Below are 14,767 nucleotides of genomic sequence, written 5' to 3'. Positions count from 1 at the left end.
TCGTAGGTTTCTCCGAGGAGGGGCCGCGGGCGGGGAGGTCGCCGACTCCTCGTCGGGGGCCTCGTCCGGCGGCGTGGGGCGTCGCCCGCGCGCTACTCGTTGGTGAACTCCTCGACCACGGTCGCCCCCAGTTCGCGCACGATCAGGTCGTGTCCGGAGAGGGCCGACTCATTGAGGTCGGGGTCGTCGTCCTCGGGGATGTCGTCCTCGATGGAGACGTGCTCGGGGGCGGACGCCTGGGGTCTGGGGGCCGCGTGGGCGGAGGCCGCGGGCGGGGCGGACCGGGCCTGCGGCGGGCCGGGGGGAGGGGAGGAGTGGGAGGAGTTCGGGGTGTGGGAGGCCGGCATGCCGCCGCTCGTACCGGCGCCGGGGGCGGGGGCTCCGTAGCCACCGCCGTAACCGGCCGGGGCGTTGGTGCCGCCAGGGCCGGACGGGGCCGGGGGACCGCCGAAGCCGCCCGACGGGGGCGCGGAGCCGCCGCCGGACGGGTCGACGAGCGCGTCGATCTTCCACTGCACGTTGAACTGCTCGGCCAGCGCCTGTCGCAGCACGTCCTCGCTGCCGCTGCTGACGAAGTTGTCGCGGGCGCCGGAATTGACGAAGGCGATCTGGAGAGTGGTGCCGTCGAAGCCCGCGACCTGGGCGTTCTGACTGAGGAGGATCCAGGTGAAGCGGCGGCGGTTCTTGACCGCTTCCAGGATGTTGGGCCAGAGCGTGCGCGGGTCGAGGCCACCGGCGGGCGGAGCGTAGGCGGCAGCCTCCGGAGCGGGGGCGGCCGGCGCCGGGGTGGCTGCCGGGGCGGGGGTCGCCGGGGGGCGTCCGCCGCCGGCGGGCGTGGGCGTGGGCCAGCCGCCGGGCCTGCGTCCGCTGCCGGCGGCCGTGGGGGTGGGCCAGGCGCCGGGGGCGGGGGCAGCGGGGGTCTCTACGGGTCTCGCTTCGGCCGGGGCGGCCGGAGGCTGGGCCTGGGACCGGGCCGGGGGCGCCGACTGGGGCGGCGGAGGCGTCTGAGGATTCTGGGGCGGCTGGGGGGCCTGGGCCGCCGGGACGCTCGGGGCCGCCGCCGGTCCGCGCACCGCCGCGCGGGCGGCCGCCGCTCCGCCGCCGGGCGGGATGGGCGCGCCGGTCGGGGGGACGGGCGCACCGCTCGGGGGCATGGTGGCGCCGGTCGGGGCCGGGGGGGCCGCCGCGTGGGCCTCCGCGCCGGGCACGTATCCCACGGCGGGCATTCCGGCGGGGGCCGCGCCCGCGGAGAAGTTCACGCCGCGCTCGATCCGGTCGAGACGGGCCAGCACGGACCGCTCGTCACCGTAGGCGGCCGGGAGCAGTACGCGGGCGCAGATCAGCTCGAGCTGGAGGCGGGGCGAGTGGGCGCCGCGCATCTCGGTGAGGCCCTGGTTGACGAGGTCGGCGGCGCGGCTCAGCTCGGCGGCGCCGAAGACCCCCGCCTGGGCCTGCATCCGCTCGAGGACGTCGGCGGGGGCGTCGATGAGCCCCTTCTCCGCGGCGTCCGGGACGGCGGCGAGGATGACGAGGTCCCGCAGCCGCTCCAGCAGGTCGGCGACGAACCGGCGCGGGTCGTTGCCCCCCTCGATGATCCGGTCCACGACCTCGAAGGCGGCGGCCCCGTCACCGGTGGCGAACGACTCGACGACCGAGTCGAGCAGCGAGCCCTCCGTGTAGCCGAGGAGGGAGGTGGCCATGGCGTATGTCACACCGGCCTCACCGGCGCCCGCGAGGAGCTGGTCCATGACGGACATGGAGTCACGCACGGAGCCGGCGCCGGAGCGCACGACGAGCGGCAGGACCCCCTCCTCGACCGGGATGTTCTCCTTCTGGCACACCTCGCCGAGGTACTCCCGCAGCGTCCCCGGCGGCACGAGGCGGAAGGGGTAGTGGTGCGTCCGGGACCGGATGGTGCCGATGACCTTCTCGGGCTCGGTGGTGGCGAAGATGAACTTGAGGTGCTCCGGCGGCTCCTCGACGACCTTGAGCAGCGCGTTGAAACCGGCCGACGTGACCATGTGGGCCTCGTCGATGATGTAGATCTTGTAGCGGCTGCCGGCCGGCCCGAAGAAGGCCTTCTCCCGCAGGTCACGGGCATCGTCCACACCGCCGTGCGAGGCCGCGTCGATCTCGATGACGTCGATGGAGCCCGGGCCGGTCCGCGCCAGGTCCTGACACGACTGGCACTCACCGCACGGCGTGGGGGTGGGGCCCTTCTCGCAGTTCAGGCAGCGGGCCAGGATGCGCGCGCTGGTCGTCTTGCCACATCCGCGCGGCCCGCTGAACAGGTACGCGTGATTGACCCGGTTGTTCCGCAGCGCCTGCTGCAACGGGTCGGTGACATGCTCCTGCCCAATGACCTCGGCGAACGACTCCGGGCGATAGCGGCGGTACAGCGCGAGAGACGACACGCATACGAGGTTATAGGCGCCCGCCGACAACCGGCCCCGCCCCGGAACGCGAGCGCCCCCCACGCACCCGCCAGAGCCGACCTACCCTTGCTGCCTTCCGGCCCTGGGGGAGTTCAGTCAGATAGCGCCGCGTGAGGGGCTGCGCCAACAGTACCCGATGGCGGCCGGGCTGAACGAGTTCGCGAGCACTCCTCAACGTCTTGTATTGTTTGCCGCGGAGGATTCGCCTAGAGGCCTAGGGCGCACGCTTGGAAAGCGTGTTGGGGGCAACCCCTCACGAGTTCGAATCTCGTATCCTCCGCCAGTGCCTCACCGGGCACGATGTCGAAGGGCCCCGCTGCTTGCAGCGGGGCCCTTCGTCGTTGTCCGTCTCGGTCGGTCCTGCTTCGGTGCCGGGCGGGCCGACGCCGGTGCGGGCGTGCTGCGCTACGAGCGCACCTTCATGCGTCCACTGCTCCCCGGCTCCTCTTCAGCGCCGTGTGCGCGTCTCCGACGTGCCGGCGAAGCGCGGACGCGCTGTCCCCCGGCGGTGGCGCCCCGGTGGCGGGCGTCGGCGTCACGGGCACTCCCTCGGTGGCCTGGACGAGAGGTTCGCGCGGCCGGGGTCGCGGCGCACGGCCGCCGTCCCGGCCGACACCGGGCCGGGGTCGCGGCGCACGGCCGCCGTCCCGGCCGAGGCCGCCCCGACCCGTCGGCGGTCCCGCTCAGCGGGAGATGCGTACCGTCTCCGTCTCGGTCACCTGGTCGATCTCCGAGGCCCGTACCGTCACGTGCATCTCCCAGGTGCCGGGGAGGGGCAGGTTGACGGCGTCGGCGGTCCAGTAGCCGCCCTGGTCGGTGATCCTCGCGTCGAGGGGGCCGATGTCCTGGCCGGGCAGGCTGAAGGACACGCGGAGTTCGGGCACGGTGGCGAAGCCGCCGTCGGGGCCGTAGACCACGGCCTGTACCGAGTTCTCGCCGACACGGCCCGGGTCGAGGGTGATCTGCACGCTGCCACGGGCTCCGGGGGCCTCGGGGCTGCTCATGTCGAAAGGAACCGTGGTCACGGAGGCGACGGGCAGCCCGATCGCCTGACCGGGCGTCGCCGCCTCCGCCTCCGCCCGGCCGGGCAGGGTGCCTGTCAGCACGGTCGTGAGACCGAGTACGACGACGGAGACGGCGACCTCCGCGAGGACGGACCGGCGCAGGGCTCGGCGGTGCGCGTGCTCGGCCGGGGTGAAGGGGGTGCCGTCGTCGGAACGGGGGGCGGCGGGCGGGAAGGAGCCGTCCGCGGGGGTCCGCGCCCCCTCCTTCGTGGAAGCGCCGGCCGCCACCGCCCCCGCCACCTGCATCTGCATCCGCGCCTTCGCCTCCTCCTTCTGCCCCTCCAGCGACTCGTTCTCCGCCACGTCCGGCATGTCCGCCTCCTTCACGTCCGTGTGCTGGTCCGCTTCCGGTCTCACCAGCCGCCGCGTCCACCGCCGCGACCAGGCGCCCGCCACCAGCAGCAGACCCACCGCCGCCAGCTTGGCCAGGAGGGTCCGGCCGTACGTCGTGTCCGTCAGGGCGTCGCCGGTGCCGAGGCCGCGCCAGGCCTGGTAGACGCCGGTCACCACGAGGACGGTGACCGAGGCCGTGGCGAGCCGGGAGAAGCGGGCGGCCACGGCGGCCGGGAGGGTGCCGTGGCGGAGCAGGGTGAGCAGGGCGGCGAGGCCGCCGAGCCACACCGCCATGGCCAGCAGGTGCAGTACCGAGGAGGCCATCGCGGCGGGGACCTGGATGCCGGCGGACGCGTGTTCGGCGGCGGCCCAGGTCAGGGCGAGGCCCAGGGACAGGGCGAGGCCGGCGGCGAGGGTCGCGCGGGTGGGCCGTGCGCGGCCGGGCTGCCGGAGCAGGAGGACGGCGGCCGCGGCCAGCAGGAGCAGCCGGGCGGCCAGGGCGATGCCGGGGCGGCCGGAGAGGGTCCGGGTGAGGCCGGAGGGGTCGAGGGCCTGGGCGGGGCCGGCGCCGGTCTCGTAGGGGGCGCGCAACAGGAGCAGCAGGACCGTGGACGCGGTGAACGTCCACCAGCCGGCCACCAGGAGCCCGCGCAACGGCCGCAGGTGCGGGGGGCGGCACAGGGCGGCGAAGGCGGCCGTACCGATGAGCAGGGCGGCGGCGCCGTACGCCAGGAAGCGGCCCAGTTTGTGCAGGCCGGCGGTGGCCGGGTCCTCGACGGGGCCGCTGGGGAGGGTGACCGGTGTCGGGGAGGGGGCGCCGATCGAGAAGGTGAAGGCGCCCGCGATGGGATGGCTGTCGGCCGAGACGACCCGCCAGGCCACGGTGAAGGTACCGGTGCCGAGCTTGGCGGGGAGGGTGACGCGGGCGGTGTCGGAGCGGCCGTCGGCGTGCTGTGCCTCGCCCGTCCCGACGCGGCCGTTGTCGGGGTCGAAGACGCGGAAGGTGTCGTCGATCAGCCCGACGGACTCGGTGAAGGTCAGGGTGATGCTGCGGGGCGCGGTCTTGAGGACGGACCCGTCGGCGGGGTCGGCGTCGCGGAGGGCGGCGTGGGCCGACGCCTGGCCGGCGCTCCCGAGGAGCAGCAGGACGAACGTGGTGCCCAGCAGCACCAGTCCCCGCAACCGCCGGCCGGTGCGGCTCCGGCTGTTCCCCGTACCGCGCCGTCGTCCGCCGTCGCGCCCTGCGTTCACGTCACCGCTCCGTACTTCGGACTCCCGTGCTCGCGGATACGTACGGACCGCGGGCCGGTCCTGCTCACCACGGCGGTCGTGCCGACACCCCGCCGTCCACGACCAGGTCGTGTCCGGTGATCCAGGAGGCGAGCGGCGAGGCGAGGAAGACGCAGGCGTCGCCGACGTCCTCGGGGCGGCCGAGCCGGCCGACGGCGACCGCCTCGCGCCAGCGCCGTACGCCTTCGGGCCAGGCCTCGGCGAGGCCGTCCCGTTCGATCAGGCCGGGCGAGACGGAGTTGACGCGGATGCCGTGGGGGCCGTACTCGCGGGCCGCCGCGCGGGCGTGCTGGACGACCGCGGCTTTCGAGGCGGCGTAGTGGGCGTGGCCCTCGGCGGGCGACGTCGCCTCCACCGAGGCGATGTGGGTGACGGTGCCGCCGCCATGGGTCCGCATGACCTCGGCGGCGGCCTGGGTGCAGGCGAAGACGCTGGTCAGGTTGGTGTCGACGACCTCCCGCCAGTCGGCCGCCGTCATGCCGGGCAAGGGCTGCACGGGTTGCACGCCCGCGTTGTTGACCAGGGTCGTCAGCCGTCCCCCGGCCCCTCCCCGGGCCCATTCGGCGGCCTCCCGGACGAGCCGCCGGCACTCCTCCTCGACCCGTAGATCCGCCTGGAGGACGACGGCCCGGCCCCCCGCCGCCACGATGTCGGCGCCGACGGCCCGCGCCGCCGACATCGCCGTACGGCAGTGCAGGGCCACCGCCGCGCCCTCCTGGGCGAAGCGCAGCGCGATGCCGCGGCCGAGACCGCCGCCCGCGCCCGTGATCAGGGCCGTCCGGCCCGCCAGCAAGGTCATGGACGGCACAGTTCCGTGATGTGGGCGGCCCGGTCCGGGTAACGCGCCGTCAGGGCGGCCCGATCCCCGTGTTCGTAGCCCGCGTAGGTGAAGCCGGGGGTCATGGTGCAGCCGAAGAAGGCCCAGGCGCCGCCGGACGTCACCCGCGCGCCCATCCAGGTGCGCGCGGGGACCGTGAGCTGCGGGTGCTGACCGCCGAGGACGTCCGGGCCGAGCACGGCCGTGCGGGAGGTGCCGTCGGGGGCGAGGAGCAGCAGCTCCAGCGGGTCGCCGAGGTAGAAGTGCCAGATCTCGTCGCCGGGGAGGCGGTGCAGGGCCGAGAAGTCGTCCGCGGTGAGCAGGGCGACGATGGCGGACCCGGCGGGGGTGCCGTCGGGCAGTCCGGGTCCGGTCCAGGTACGGCGGAACAGGCCGCCCTCGCGGGGGATCGGCTCCAGGCCGTAGTGGGCGACGAGGTCCTCGGGGGTCATCCGGGGAAGGCTACCTCCCTGCGGAGGAACGCCAGTTGGGCCGTCTTCTCCGGCAGGTACACGTCCGGCAGGTCGATCTCCGGAAGGGTGACGACCGGTCCCGCGTCGAAGCCCTGGCGGACGAAGCGGGCGAGAGCCTTCTCGTTGCGCACGTCCGGGTCCACCACGATCCGCCGCCGGTCCATCCCCACCAGCACGTACGACGCGAACACGCCCATCAGCGCCGACGACCAGCCCGGCCGCGCGCCCCGCTCGCCGGCGGGCGCGAGCAGCACGTGGACGCCGATGTCCCCGGGCCGGACCTCGTAGCACTCGCCGACCCGGTCCTCTGACGGCTCGTACGTCTGGAGCAGGGCGACGGGCTCGCCCTCCAGCTCGACGAGGTGGGCGTGGTGGGTGTCGAGGCCCGCCATGTGGGCGTAGATCTCGGCGACCTGATCTCTCGTCAGGCCGTTCATGCCCCAGAACGCGGCCCGTGCCTCGCTGACCCAGCCGTGCACGACCGCCGCGTCGGCCTCGGCGTCGAGGGGCCGGATACGGACGGTGCCGAGACCTTCCGCCATCTCCGTGTGGACGTACCGGCCGCTGAGGGCCTCGGGGACGTGCACGTCAGTCATCGGTCTCCTTCGTCAGGCGCGCCCAGTCGGTGACGACCGGGGCCAGCTCGCCCGTGAGCCAGAGGGGGAGCTGGTCGTGGTGGTGAGGGCTGTCGGGGTGGCCGCAGGCGCCGTAGGGGACGATCCAGCGGCTGTCCTCGCGGCGGGCCAGGTCCCAGACGTAGCGGGCGGCCGGGCCGCGGGCGGCGAGGTCGGTCCAGCCGGGCACGGCGGAGGTGCACAGCACGCAGTCGTGGTCGCCGGAGAGGGCCGGGGCCTGCGCCTGCTGGGAGGGGTCGGGCAGGGCTCGCCAGGCGGCGAGGCGGTGGGTGTCGCCCCAGCGGGCGGCCGGCTGCCCGGCGACTTCCTCGAGGGCTTCCCGCACGAGTCTCGGCCGGTCGATGCCGTACACATCCTCGGCTCGCAGGAGGTGTTCGAGGGCGAAGCCGATGCGCGGGAGGAGGGCCGTCCAGGGCAGGAGTACCTCGGGGTAGGCGGGCGGGGTGGCGAGGGCGGCGAAGGCCGGCTCGGCGGCGAGGCGGCGCACGAGCGCGCTGCGCACGGCCGCGAACCGCGCCGCTTCCTCACTGTCCGCGTCCATCCGGCGGTCCCATCCCAGGAGCCGGTCGCGCAGGTCGGCCGCCGCCGCGGTGAGGCCGTCGAGGGCGGCCAGGTGGTCCAGCAGGGCCGCGGCGGAGGCGAGATGAGTGTCGGTGTGGATGGCCGGCATGTCGGCGGCGGACCACTCCCGGCGTTCGTCGAGCAGCGCGCGGATGCGGTCGGCGCGGTGCGGCGGGGCGAACTCGACGCCCAGCTCGGCGGCCGGTCCGCGCTGGTTGGCCATGACGGCGACGCCGTCGGTGAGTCCGGCGCGGGGCGTCTCGTGCCAGCCGGTCCACTCGTGGCCGGGCTCCCAGGCGGGCACCAGCCGGATGCGGTTGGCCCGCGCGCGTACCGGCACGCGGCCCGCGACCCGGTGCAGCAGGCCGCCCTCGGTGTCGGCGGCCTGGACGACGTTGACCGGCTCGGCCCAGTGGTCGAGGGCGCGGTCGACGTCGGCGACCCGGCGGGCCCGCAGCAGGGGGAGCAGGGCGGAGAAGCCGAGGTCACCGGTGACGCGGGGCGGGTAGCGCAGCGCCAGCGCGAGCGGGGTGCCGTCGTCCGTGCCGTCCGGATCCCCGTCCTCCAGGCCCTCGGGGCCGCCCGCGATCACCGGGCCGCGTTCGGTCTCCAGGACCTCGACCTCGACGGTCTCCTCCCCCGCCACCCGGACGAGTTCGGTGTGCCGGGCGACCCGCCGCCAGGCGCCGTCCGGGCCGAGGGCCTCGACGCCGGCGCCGGTGCGGCGCAGGCGTTCGCGGTAGAGGTCCTGGTAGTCGGCCATGGCGTTGGTGATGGCCCAGGCGACCGTGCCCGTGTGCCCGAAGTGGGCGATGCCGGGGACGCCGGGCACGGCCAGTCCGACGACGTCGAACTCGTCGCAGGCCAGCCGGATCTGCTGGTAGACGCCGGGGTCCTCGATGAAGCGGTGCGGGTCGCCTGCGATGACGGCGTGTCCGGTGACCGTGCGGTCCCCGCTCACCAGCCAGCCGTTGCTGCCGGAGGTGCCGGGCCCGTCGGTGGCGAAGAGAGCGACGGCGTCCTCGCCGAGGTGGCGGACGGCTTCCTCGCGCCACAGCTTGGCGGGGAAGCCGGCGAAGAGGATGTGGGTGGAGAGCCAGACGGCCAGCGGGGTCCAGGGCTCCCAGCGGCCGGGGACGAGGCCGACGCGGGTGAACTCGGGGGTCACGCGCAGGCCTTCGTTGACGCCGTCGGCGTAGGCGCGTACCCAGTCGGCGGTCTCCGGGTCACGCTCGTGAAGCGTGGTGAAGCAGCGGCGGGCGGTGTCGTCGAGACGGGCGCGGCGGACGAAGCGGTCCCAGGGGAGGGCCTCGGGGCCGAGGAAGGACGCCGAGGTGCCCCGCGCGCGGTGCCGCTCGACCTCCAGCTGCCAGGCGCGGTCGCGGGCGGTGACCCGCCCCTGGAGGCGGGCGAGGGCGAGGGCGCTGGCGGCTCGCAGATGCGGAATGCCCCAGGTGTCCCGGTAGATCTCACCGGTGTCGCCCCTGGAGTCGCCCCCGATCGCCGCGTCCGCCCGGCGGGCGGCTCCGTCCGTCTCGCTCGTCACCCTGTGACCTCTCTGATGTTTAGGTTAGGCTCACCTAATTAGTCGGTGCAGGAATCGTACGCGAGAGGTGAACAGGCATGGCGCAGGGGAGGGGCTGGGAGGGCGCGGTCCTCAAGTTGATGCGGGCGAAGGACTTCACCCTGACCGTCACGGGGGCCGAGGACGTCACCCCGGAGTACCGGAGGCTGCACCTCACCGACGGCGGGTTGCTGGCCGCGACCGGCGTCCACCCCACCATGTGGGTACGACTGTGGTTCACCAACGCGGGCAAGCCGCACCAACGGGCCTACACGCTGGTCGACCCCGACCCGGCGACCGGAACCTTCTCCCTGGAGTTCGCCCTGCACGAGGGTGCCGCCAGCGACTGGGCGCGGGCCGCCGAGCCCGGCGACACCATCGAGGCCACCGTCCAGGGCACGGGCTTCGCCGAGCCCGCTCCGGCCCCCTCCCACGTCCTCGCGATCGGCGACCCGGCCTCGCTCCCCGCGATCAACTCCCTCCTGGAGGCCCTCGGCTCCGCCCCGGCCACGATCTGGTTCGAGGGTGGCGGGGACGGCCTCCCCTTCCGCACCGACCCGGCCCGGCACGACCTCCGCCGCGTCCCCCGCTCGGAGTTGGTCGACCGCGTGAGGACCGAGCTGCCCGCCCTCCTGACGGCCACGGCGGACCCGTACGTCTGGATCGCCTGCGACACCCAGACCACCCGCACCCTGTCGGCGTACGTCCGCAAGGACCTGGCGGTCCCGAAGGAACGGACGCACGCGCTGGGGTACTGGCGGGTCGCATGACCGACGGGGCGGGCCCACGGCGAACGCGCGACGCCCTCCCCCACGCGGCATGATCGAAGGCATGGACGTCACCCTTCACCTCGCTCAGGATCCCGGGGCCGACGAGCTTCTGGGCCGCTCTCCGCTCGCCGCGCTGGTCGGGATGCTGTTGGACCAGCAGGTTCCGATGGAGTGGGCGTTCAGGGGACCCAGGACGATCGCCGACCGGCTCGGCGCGGACGATCTGGACGCGCACGACATCGCCGCCCGCGACCCCGAGGCCTTCACCGCCCTGCTGTCCGAGAAGCCGGCCGTGCACCGCTATCCGGGTTCGATGGCCAAGCGGATCCAGCAGCTGTGCCAGTACCTCGTCGAGCACTACGACGGTGACGCGAGCGCGGTCTGGGAGGGCGCGTCGACCGGCGCGGAGCTGCTCGAGCGGCTGGAGGAACTGCCCGGCTTCGGCAAGCAGAAGGCGCAGATCTTCCTGGCCCTGCTGGGCAAACAGCTCGGCGTCCGCCCACGGGGGTGGCGGGAGGCGGCCGGCGCCTATGGCGAGGAGAAGTCCTTCCGGTCCGTCGCCGACATCACCGGCCCCGAGTCCCTGGCCAAGGTGCGGGCGCACAAACAGGAGATGAAGGCGGCGGCGAAGGCGGCGAAGGCCGCCAAGGGGTAAGCCGGGCGGCCCGCCCCGGTGGCGGGCCGCCCCCGCCGGGTCTGAGCTGGGGGCATGACCGAGCCACCCACCGGCTCCCCCTGGGGACCGGAGTACGACGACCGCAGAGTCCACGCCCGGCACACCGCGCCTCCACACACCGCGCCACCGCACGCGGCCCCACCGCACCGGCACGAACCCGAACCGCCGCTCGAGGGCCCGCTGCACGCCCTGTCCCGCGCGGCCTGGCAGGTCGTCCTCGCCACCGGCGTCGCGTCGCTGGCCCTCGGGATCCTGGTCCTGGTCTGGCCGGGCGCCTCCCTGTTCGCGGCCGGCGTCCTCTTCGGCGTCTACCTCGTCGTCAGCGGCGTCTTCCAGCTCGTCGCGGCCTTCGGCACCCACCGGACGACCTCGCTGCGCGTGCTGGCCTTCGTCAGCGGCGCCCTGTCGGTCCTGCTGGGCCTGTTCTGCTTCCGCGGCCCGATGCAGTCGATCCTGCTGCTGGCCCTGTGGATCGGCATCGGCTGGCTGATCCGCGGGATCACCCACACCCTGGCCGCCCTCTCCGACCGGAGCATGCCCGCGCGCGGCTGGCAGATGTTCCTCGGGATCGTCACCCTCGTCGCCGGGGTCGTACTGATCGACTCCCCCTTCGAGTCGGTCGCCGTCCTCACGCTCGTGGGCGGCATCTGGCTGGCGGTGGTCGGAGTGGTGGAGATCGTCACCGGGCTGCGCATCCGGGTCCGTGCGGGGCAAATCCCCCACACCTTGTGACCCCGCCGGGCGAGGCAGGACTCCCTCACCCCCGAGCCCCCGCCGGGCGAGGCGGAACCCCCGCGCCCCGTGGGCCCGTCAGGTGCTCCGAACGGGCGGTTCTCGCGTCCGTTGTGCGCAACGGCGGGCGCCCCGCGGGCAGATGACCTGCCATGAGCAGCACCGCAAGGAACCTCGCGCGCCATCGCTCCTGGCTGCGGGTGCTCGTGCTGCTGCTCGCCGTCCTGGTCCCGGTCGCCCCCGCCGCGGCCCCCGCGCCGGTGGCCGCCGCGGAGATCGTCGAGTACGACGCGCTCGACGCCCTGCGTCCCGCCGGGACCGCCGCGCGCCGTGCCGTGGCACCCCGTCCGGCCCCTGGCCCCACCGTCCCGCCCGGCCGCGCACTCCCCACGCCGCTCCCGCCGCCGCGCCCCCTGGCCGCCTCGAACACGCTGCGCACGGTGGTCCTGCGTTGCTGACGCCCTCGGCTCCGCCCCGAGGACGACCCGTCAGTTCGACGCTTCGAGGAACACAGGATCACGCCATGCCGACAGACCCGTACGCGGTCCTGCGCGCCCTGCTGCGCGCGGAGGCCGTACGCAGCGCGCCGAAACCGCAGACCAAGATCATCGACCGGCAGAAGACGCGGCCGGTCCCGGAGAACGACCGGGGTCGCTGACGCGTCGGGCGGAGGCGGGCTACCGCCTCCGCCGTGCGGTGCCGAAGAGGGAGCGTGTGATCTCCCGCCCGATCTGTGTGCCCACGGACCGGGCCGGCGACTTGAACATGCCACTGCCGGCGACCTGCTCGACGACGGAACGGTCCTCCGCCCTCTCCGACGCCCGACGCTTCGCCGCCCCGGCTCTCCCGGCGCTCCCGGCCTTCCCGCGGGTCCCGGACCGCTCCGCCGGTACCTCCTCGGCAGCCCGCGCCGCCAGCTTCTCGTGGGCCGACTCCCTGTCCACAGGCTGTGCATAGCGGTCGTGGAGGGCCGACGCCTGCGCCGCCCGGTCCAGGGCCGTGCCGTCGACCGGGCCCATCAGGGACTCGGGGGCGCGCAGCCGGGTCGCCGCGACCGGCGTCGGGGCGCCGTTCTCGCCGAGGACGGTGACGACGGCCTCACCGGTGCCCAGGCCGGTGAGGAGTTCCTCCAGGTCGTAGGCGGAGTCGGGAAAGGTCTTCACCGTCGCCTCGAGCGCCTTCCGATCGTCCGGGGTGAAGGCCCGCAGGGCGTGCTGCACACGGTTGCCCAACTGGCCCAGGACATCGCCGGGCACGTCCTTCGGGGTCTGCGTGACGAAGAACACGCCGACCCCTTTGGAGCGGATGAGCCGCACGGTCCGGGTGACGGCGTCGAGGAAGGCCTCGGAGGCGTCGTCGAACAGCAGATGCGCCTCGTCGAAGAAGAAGACGAGCTTGGGTCTGTCGGCGTCGCCGACCTCGGGAAGGTCGTGGAAGAGGTCGGCCAGGAGCCACATCAGGAAGGTGGAGAACAGTTGCGGCTTGTCCTGGACGGCGGGCAGCTCGAGGACGGAGACGATCCCGCGGCCGTCGTCCGCCGTACGCAGCAACTCCGCCGTGTCGAACTCCGGCTCCCCGAAGAAGTCGGACATGCCCTGCGCCTCGAAGGCGGTGAGGGACCGCAAAATCACACCGGCCGTGGCCGCCGACAGGCCGCCGATGCCCGTCAGCTCGCTCTCTCCCTCGTCGGAGGCGAGGAAGGCGACGACCGACCTCAGGTCCTTCAGGTCGACCAGCTCCAGACCCTTCTGGTCGGCGTAGTGGAAGACCAGCCCGAGGGACTGCTCCTGGGTCCGGTTGAGCTGGAGCACCTTGGACAGCAGGAGCGGGCCGAGGCTGGTGATCGTGGCCCGCAGCGGGACGCCGTGGCCCAGGCCGCCGAGGGCGTAGAACTCGGCGGGGAAGCCGGTGGCCGCCCATCGCTGCCCCACCTCGGAGGAGCGGGAGGCGACCTTGGCGTTCGACGCGCCCGGCGCGGAGATCCCGGACAGGTCCCCCTTCACGTCCGCGAGGAAGACCGGCACCCCCTGCGCGGAGAGCTGCTCGGCGACGAGCTGGAGGGTCTTGGTCCTACCGGTGCCGGTGGCGCCTGCGACGAGGCCGTGCCGGTTGAGCATGTGCAGGGGGATGCGGACCTGCGCCTCGGGCAGACAGGTCCCCTCCCACAGCAGGGCGCCGAGATCGAGGGCGGGGCCGGTGAAGGCGTACCCGGCGGCGATCTCGGCGGCCCTCCTCGGCAGACTCATCGACAGCCCCTCGTTCTGTTATGCACCTGTTCGTCACCTCTTTTCCAGCCTCGCACTGCGCCGCCATGGCTGCGCCCGGAACGTCAGGACCGGTAGGCTTTCCGTGTGATCTTCAAGCGCATCGGAAACGGCCGGCCGTACCCCGACCACGGCCGGGAAAGCACCCGGCAGTGGGCGGACGTCGCGCCGCGCCCGGTCCGCCTCGATCAGCTGGTGACCACCAAGCAGCAGCTCGACCTGGAGACCCTGCTCGCCGAGGACTCCACGTTCTACGGCGACCTCTTCGCGCACGTCGTGAAGTGGCAGGGCGACCTGTATCTGGAGGACGGCCTCCACCGCGCGGTACGAGCCGCGCTCCAGCAGCGCCAGGTGCTCCACGCGCGCGTGCTCGAACTGGACTGAGCCGACTCCGAGCCGCCCGGCCCACCGCAGCCGACCCCTCGCCGGTTGGCCCTTTCGGGTGCTCTGCGCGCTATCGAATGATCATCTAGTAGGCATGGCCGCTCCGGCGCACTACGCTGCGCTCATGAGCATGCTGACTCCCCCCGGCATGGGCGGCCAATACCGGATCACGGGGGACAAGTACCCCCGGATGCGCCCGACCCGGCGACGCGGCAGGCTGGTCGGCGCGGTCGTCGCCTGCGGAGCCGTGCTCGGTGTGGCCGGTTGGGGAACCCTTCAGCTCATCGACGTCTTCACCGGCGGCGGGGGCACCGCCTCGGCGGCCGGCGCGAAGGCCGGCTGCTCCACCAAGGCGAGCCCCGCGGCCACCGCGTCCCCGGTCGTCCTGCCCAGGCCGGCGCAGATCACGGTGAACGTCTTCAACGCCACCACCCGCAAGGGCCTCGCCAAGACCACCGCCGACGAACTCAAGAAGCGCGGGTTCCGCATCGGCGAGGTGGGCAACGCCGGCCCGCAGTACGACAAGAAGGTCACCGGCACCGGCGTACTGCTCGGCCCGGCGTCCTCGCTGAACACCTCGCTGCCGGTCCTGGCCACCCAGCTCGCCACCGCCGAGCGCCGCACGGACGCCGCCCACAAGGGCACCGCGATCGACCTGATCATCGGCAATGGCTTCAAGGCGCTGACGGGTCAGCCGGAAGCGGCCAGGGCGCTGACGGCCCTGGCCGCACCGAAGCCGACGGCGACGGCGAAGAAGGACTGCTGACCG

Annotated in this window: 14 protein-coding genes, 1 tRNA gene and 1 other RNA gene; 8 read left to right on the top strand and 8 right to left on the bottom strand. The window is 74.0% G+C overall.

The features are described 5' to 3' along the window. Positions 1-92: 92 nt before the first annotated feature. The gene (locus tag ACZ5Y0_RS30335) at positions 93-2,414 is read right to left on the bottom strand and encodes a DNA polymerase III subunit gamma and tau (protein ID WP_469131869.1); all 2,322 of its coding nucleotides are present in this window, start codon (positions 2,412-2,414) and stop codon (positions 93-95) included. Between the two features lie 45 nt (positions 2,415-2,459). Further along, an RNA gene (gene ffs / locus ACZ5Y0_RS30330) (signal recognition particle sRNA small type) lies at positions 2,460-2,558 on the bottom strand. Positions 2,559-2,630: 72 nt separating this feature from the next. Here ffs and ACZ5Y0_RS30325 point away from each other — a divergent pair. Beyond that, positions 2,631-2,718, top strand: a tRNA-Ser gene (locus ACZ5Y0_RS30325). A 400-nt stretch (positions 2,719-3,118) separates the two neighbouring features. Here the strand turns inward: ACZ5Y0_RS30325 and ACZ5Y0_RS30320 are convergent. The 5 genes from ACZ5Y0_RS30320 to ACZ5Y0_RS30300 all read right to left on the bottom strand — a co-directional run bounded on the left by ACZ5Y0_RS30320 (position 3,119) and on the right by ACZ5Y0_RS30300 (position 9,109). Then, on the bottom strand, positions 3,119-5,002 hold the full coding sequence (locus ACZ5Y0_RS30320) for a copper resistance CopC/CopD family protein (protein WP_469131917.1): 1,884 nt from the start codon (positions 5,000-5,002) through the stop codon (positions 3,119-3,121). 145 nt (positions 5,003-5,147) lie between these two features. Further along, positions 5,148-5,921 (bottom strand): SDR family NAD(P)-dependent oxidoreductase, encoded by a 774-nt coding sequence (locus ACZ5Y0_RS30315; protein ID WP_469131868.1) that lies wholly within the window; start codon positions 5,919-5,921, stop codon positions 5,148-5,150. After that, complete coding sequence (locus ACZ5Y0_RS30310; protein WP_469131867.1) at positions 5,918-6,391, bottom strand: cupin domain-containing protein; 474 nt, start codon at positions 6,389-6,391, stop codon at positions 5,918-5,920. The genes ACZ5Y0_RS30315 and ACZ5Y0_RS30310 overlap by 4 nt, the downstream gene beginning before the upstream one ends. Next, on the bottom strand, positions 6,388-6,954 hold the full coding sequence (locus ACZ5Y0_RS30305) for a GNAT family N-acetyltransferase (protein WP_469131916.1): 567 nt from the start codon (positions 6,952-6,954) through the stop codon (positions 6,388-6,390). The genes ACZ5Y0_RS30310 and ACZ5Y0_RS30305 overlap by 4 nt, the downstream gene beginning before the upstream one ends. Positions 6,955-7,000: 46 nt before the next feature. Further along, entirely contained in the window at positions 7,001-9,109 is a 2,109-nt protein-coding gene (locus ACZ5Y0_RS30300; RefSeq protein WP_469131915.1) for a penicillin acylase family protein, read from the bottom strand. A gap of 122 nt (positions 9,110-9,231) precedes the next feature. On the opposite strand from ACZ5Y0_RS30300, the gene ACZ5Y0_RS30295 reads away from it, so the two are divergent. From ACZ5Y0_RS30295 to ACZ5Y0_RS30275, 5 genes are all read left to right on the top strand, one after another. Further along, complete coding sequence (locus tag ACZ5Y0_RS30295; RefSeq protein WP_469131866.1) at positions 9,232-9,942, top strand: siderophore-interacting protein; 711 nt, start codon at positions 9,232-9,234, stop codon at positions 9,940-9,942. A 61-nt stretch (positions 9,943-10,003) separates the two neighbouring features. Further along, positions 10,004-10,597 carry an HhH-GPD-type base excision DNA repair protein gene (locus ACZ5Y0_RS30290; RefSeq protein WP_469131865.1) on the top strand — a complete coding sequence of 198 codons (594 nt, stop codon included), beginning with the start codon at positions 10,004-10,006 and terminating at the stop codon, positions 10,595-10,597. Positions 10,598-10,651: 54 nt separating this feature from the next. After that, positions 10,652-11,350 (top strand): HdeD family acid-resistance protein, encoded by a 699-nt coding sequence (locus ACZ5Y0_RS30285; protein ID WP_469131864.1) that lies wholly within the window; start codon positions 10,652-10,654, stop codon positions 11,348-11,350. Positions 11,351-11,502: 152 nt separating this feature from the next. Beyond that, positions 11,503-11,808, top strand: a complete 306-nt coding sequence (locus ACZ5Y0_RS30280) for a hypothetical protein (protein ID WP_469131863.1) — start codon at positions 11,503-11,505, stop codon at positions 11,806-11,808. Between the two features lie 65 nt (positions 11,809-11,873). Next, positions 11,874-12,008, top strand: a complete 135-nt coding sequence (locus ACZ5Y0_RS30275; protein WP_469131862.1) for a hypothetical protein — start codon at positions 11,874-11,876, stop codon at positions 12,006-12,008. A 19-nt stretch (positions 12,009-12,027) separates the two neighbouring features. Here the strand turns inward: ACZ5Y0_RS30275 and ACZ5Y0_RS30270 are convergent, their stop codons facing one another. Next, on the bottom strand, positions 12,028-13,596 hold the full coding sequence (locus ACZ5Y0_RS30270) for a helicase HerA-like domain-containing protein (RefSeq protein WP_469131861.1): 1,569 nt from the start codon (positions 13,594-13,596) through the stop codon (positions 12,028-12,030). 105 nt (positions 13,597-13,701) lie between these two features. Between ACZ5Y0_RS30270 and ACZ5Y0_RS30265 the strand changes: the two genes are divergently transcribed. Further along, positions 13,702-13,998 carry a type II toxin-antitoxin system VapB family antitoxin gene (locus ACZ5Y0_RS30265; protein ID WP_004943146.1) on the top strand — a complete coding sequence of 99 codons (297 nt, stop codon included), beginning with the start codon at positions 13,702-13,704 and terminating at the stop codon, positions 13,996-13,998. Positions 13,999-14,146: 148 nt separating this feature from the next. Continuing rightward, positions 14,147-14,764: a LytR C-terminal domain-containing protein gene (locus ACZ5Y0_RS30260; protein WP_469131914.1), complete on the top strand. Its 618-nt coding sequence runs from the start codon at positions 14,147-14,149 to the stop codon at positions 14,762-14,764. Positions 14,765-14,767 lie beyond the last annotated feature (3 nt).

The organism is Streptomyces sp. NPDC033216 (assembly GCF_055577115.1).
The sequence above is the reverse complement of the archived record's forward strand: the minus strand, read 5'-3'. Positions and strand labels throughout refer to the sequence as shown.

Bases quoted from the DNA above. Each gene is read 5' to 3' on its own strand.
- ACZ5Y0_RS30295 (WP_469131866.1), top strand. From the start codon at position 9,232: ATGGCGCAGGGGAGGGGCTGGGAGGGCGCGGTCCTCAAGTTGATGCGG.
- ACZ5Y0_RS30285 (WP_469131864.1), top strand. From the start codon at position 10,652: ATGACCGAGCCACCCACCGGCTCCCCCTGGGGACCGGAGTACGACGAC.
- ACZ5Y0_RS30315 (WP_469131868.1), bottom strand. From the start codon at position 5,921: ATGACCTTGCTGGCGGGCCGGACGGCCCTGATCACGGGCGCGGGCGGC.
- ACZ5Y0_RS30305 (WP_469131916.1), bottom strand. From the start codon at position 6,954: ATGGCGGAAGGTCTCGGCACCGTCCGTATCCGGCCCCTCGACGCCGAG.
- ACZ5Y0_RS30310 (WP_469131867.1), bottom strand. From the start codon at position 6,391: ATGACCCCCGAGGACCTCGTCGCCCACTACGGCCTGGAGCCGATCCCC.
- ACZ5Y0_RS30280 (WP_469131863.1), top strand. From the start codon at position 11,503: ATGAGCAGCACCGCAAGGAACCTCGCGCGCCATCGCTCCTGGCTGCGG.
- ACZ5Y0_RS30260 (WP_469131914.1), top strand. From the start codon at position 14,147: ATGGGCGGCCAATACCGGATCACGGGGGACAAGTACCCCCGGATGCGC.
- ACZ5Y0_RS30290 (WP_469131865.1), top strand. From the start codon at position 10,004: ATGGACGTCACCCTTCACCTCGCTCAGGATCCCGGGGCCGACGAGCTT.
- ACZ5Y0_RS30270 (WP_469131861.1), bottom strand. From the start codon at position 13,596: ATGAGTCTGCCGAGGAGGGCCGCCGAGATCGCCGCCGGGTACGCCTTC.
- ACZ5Y0_RS30275 (WP_469131862.1), top strand. From the start codon at position 11,874: ATGCCGACAGACCCGTACGCGGTCCTGCGCGCCCTGCTGCGCGCGGAG.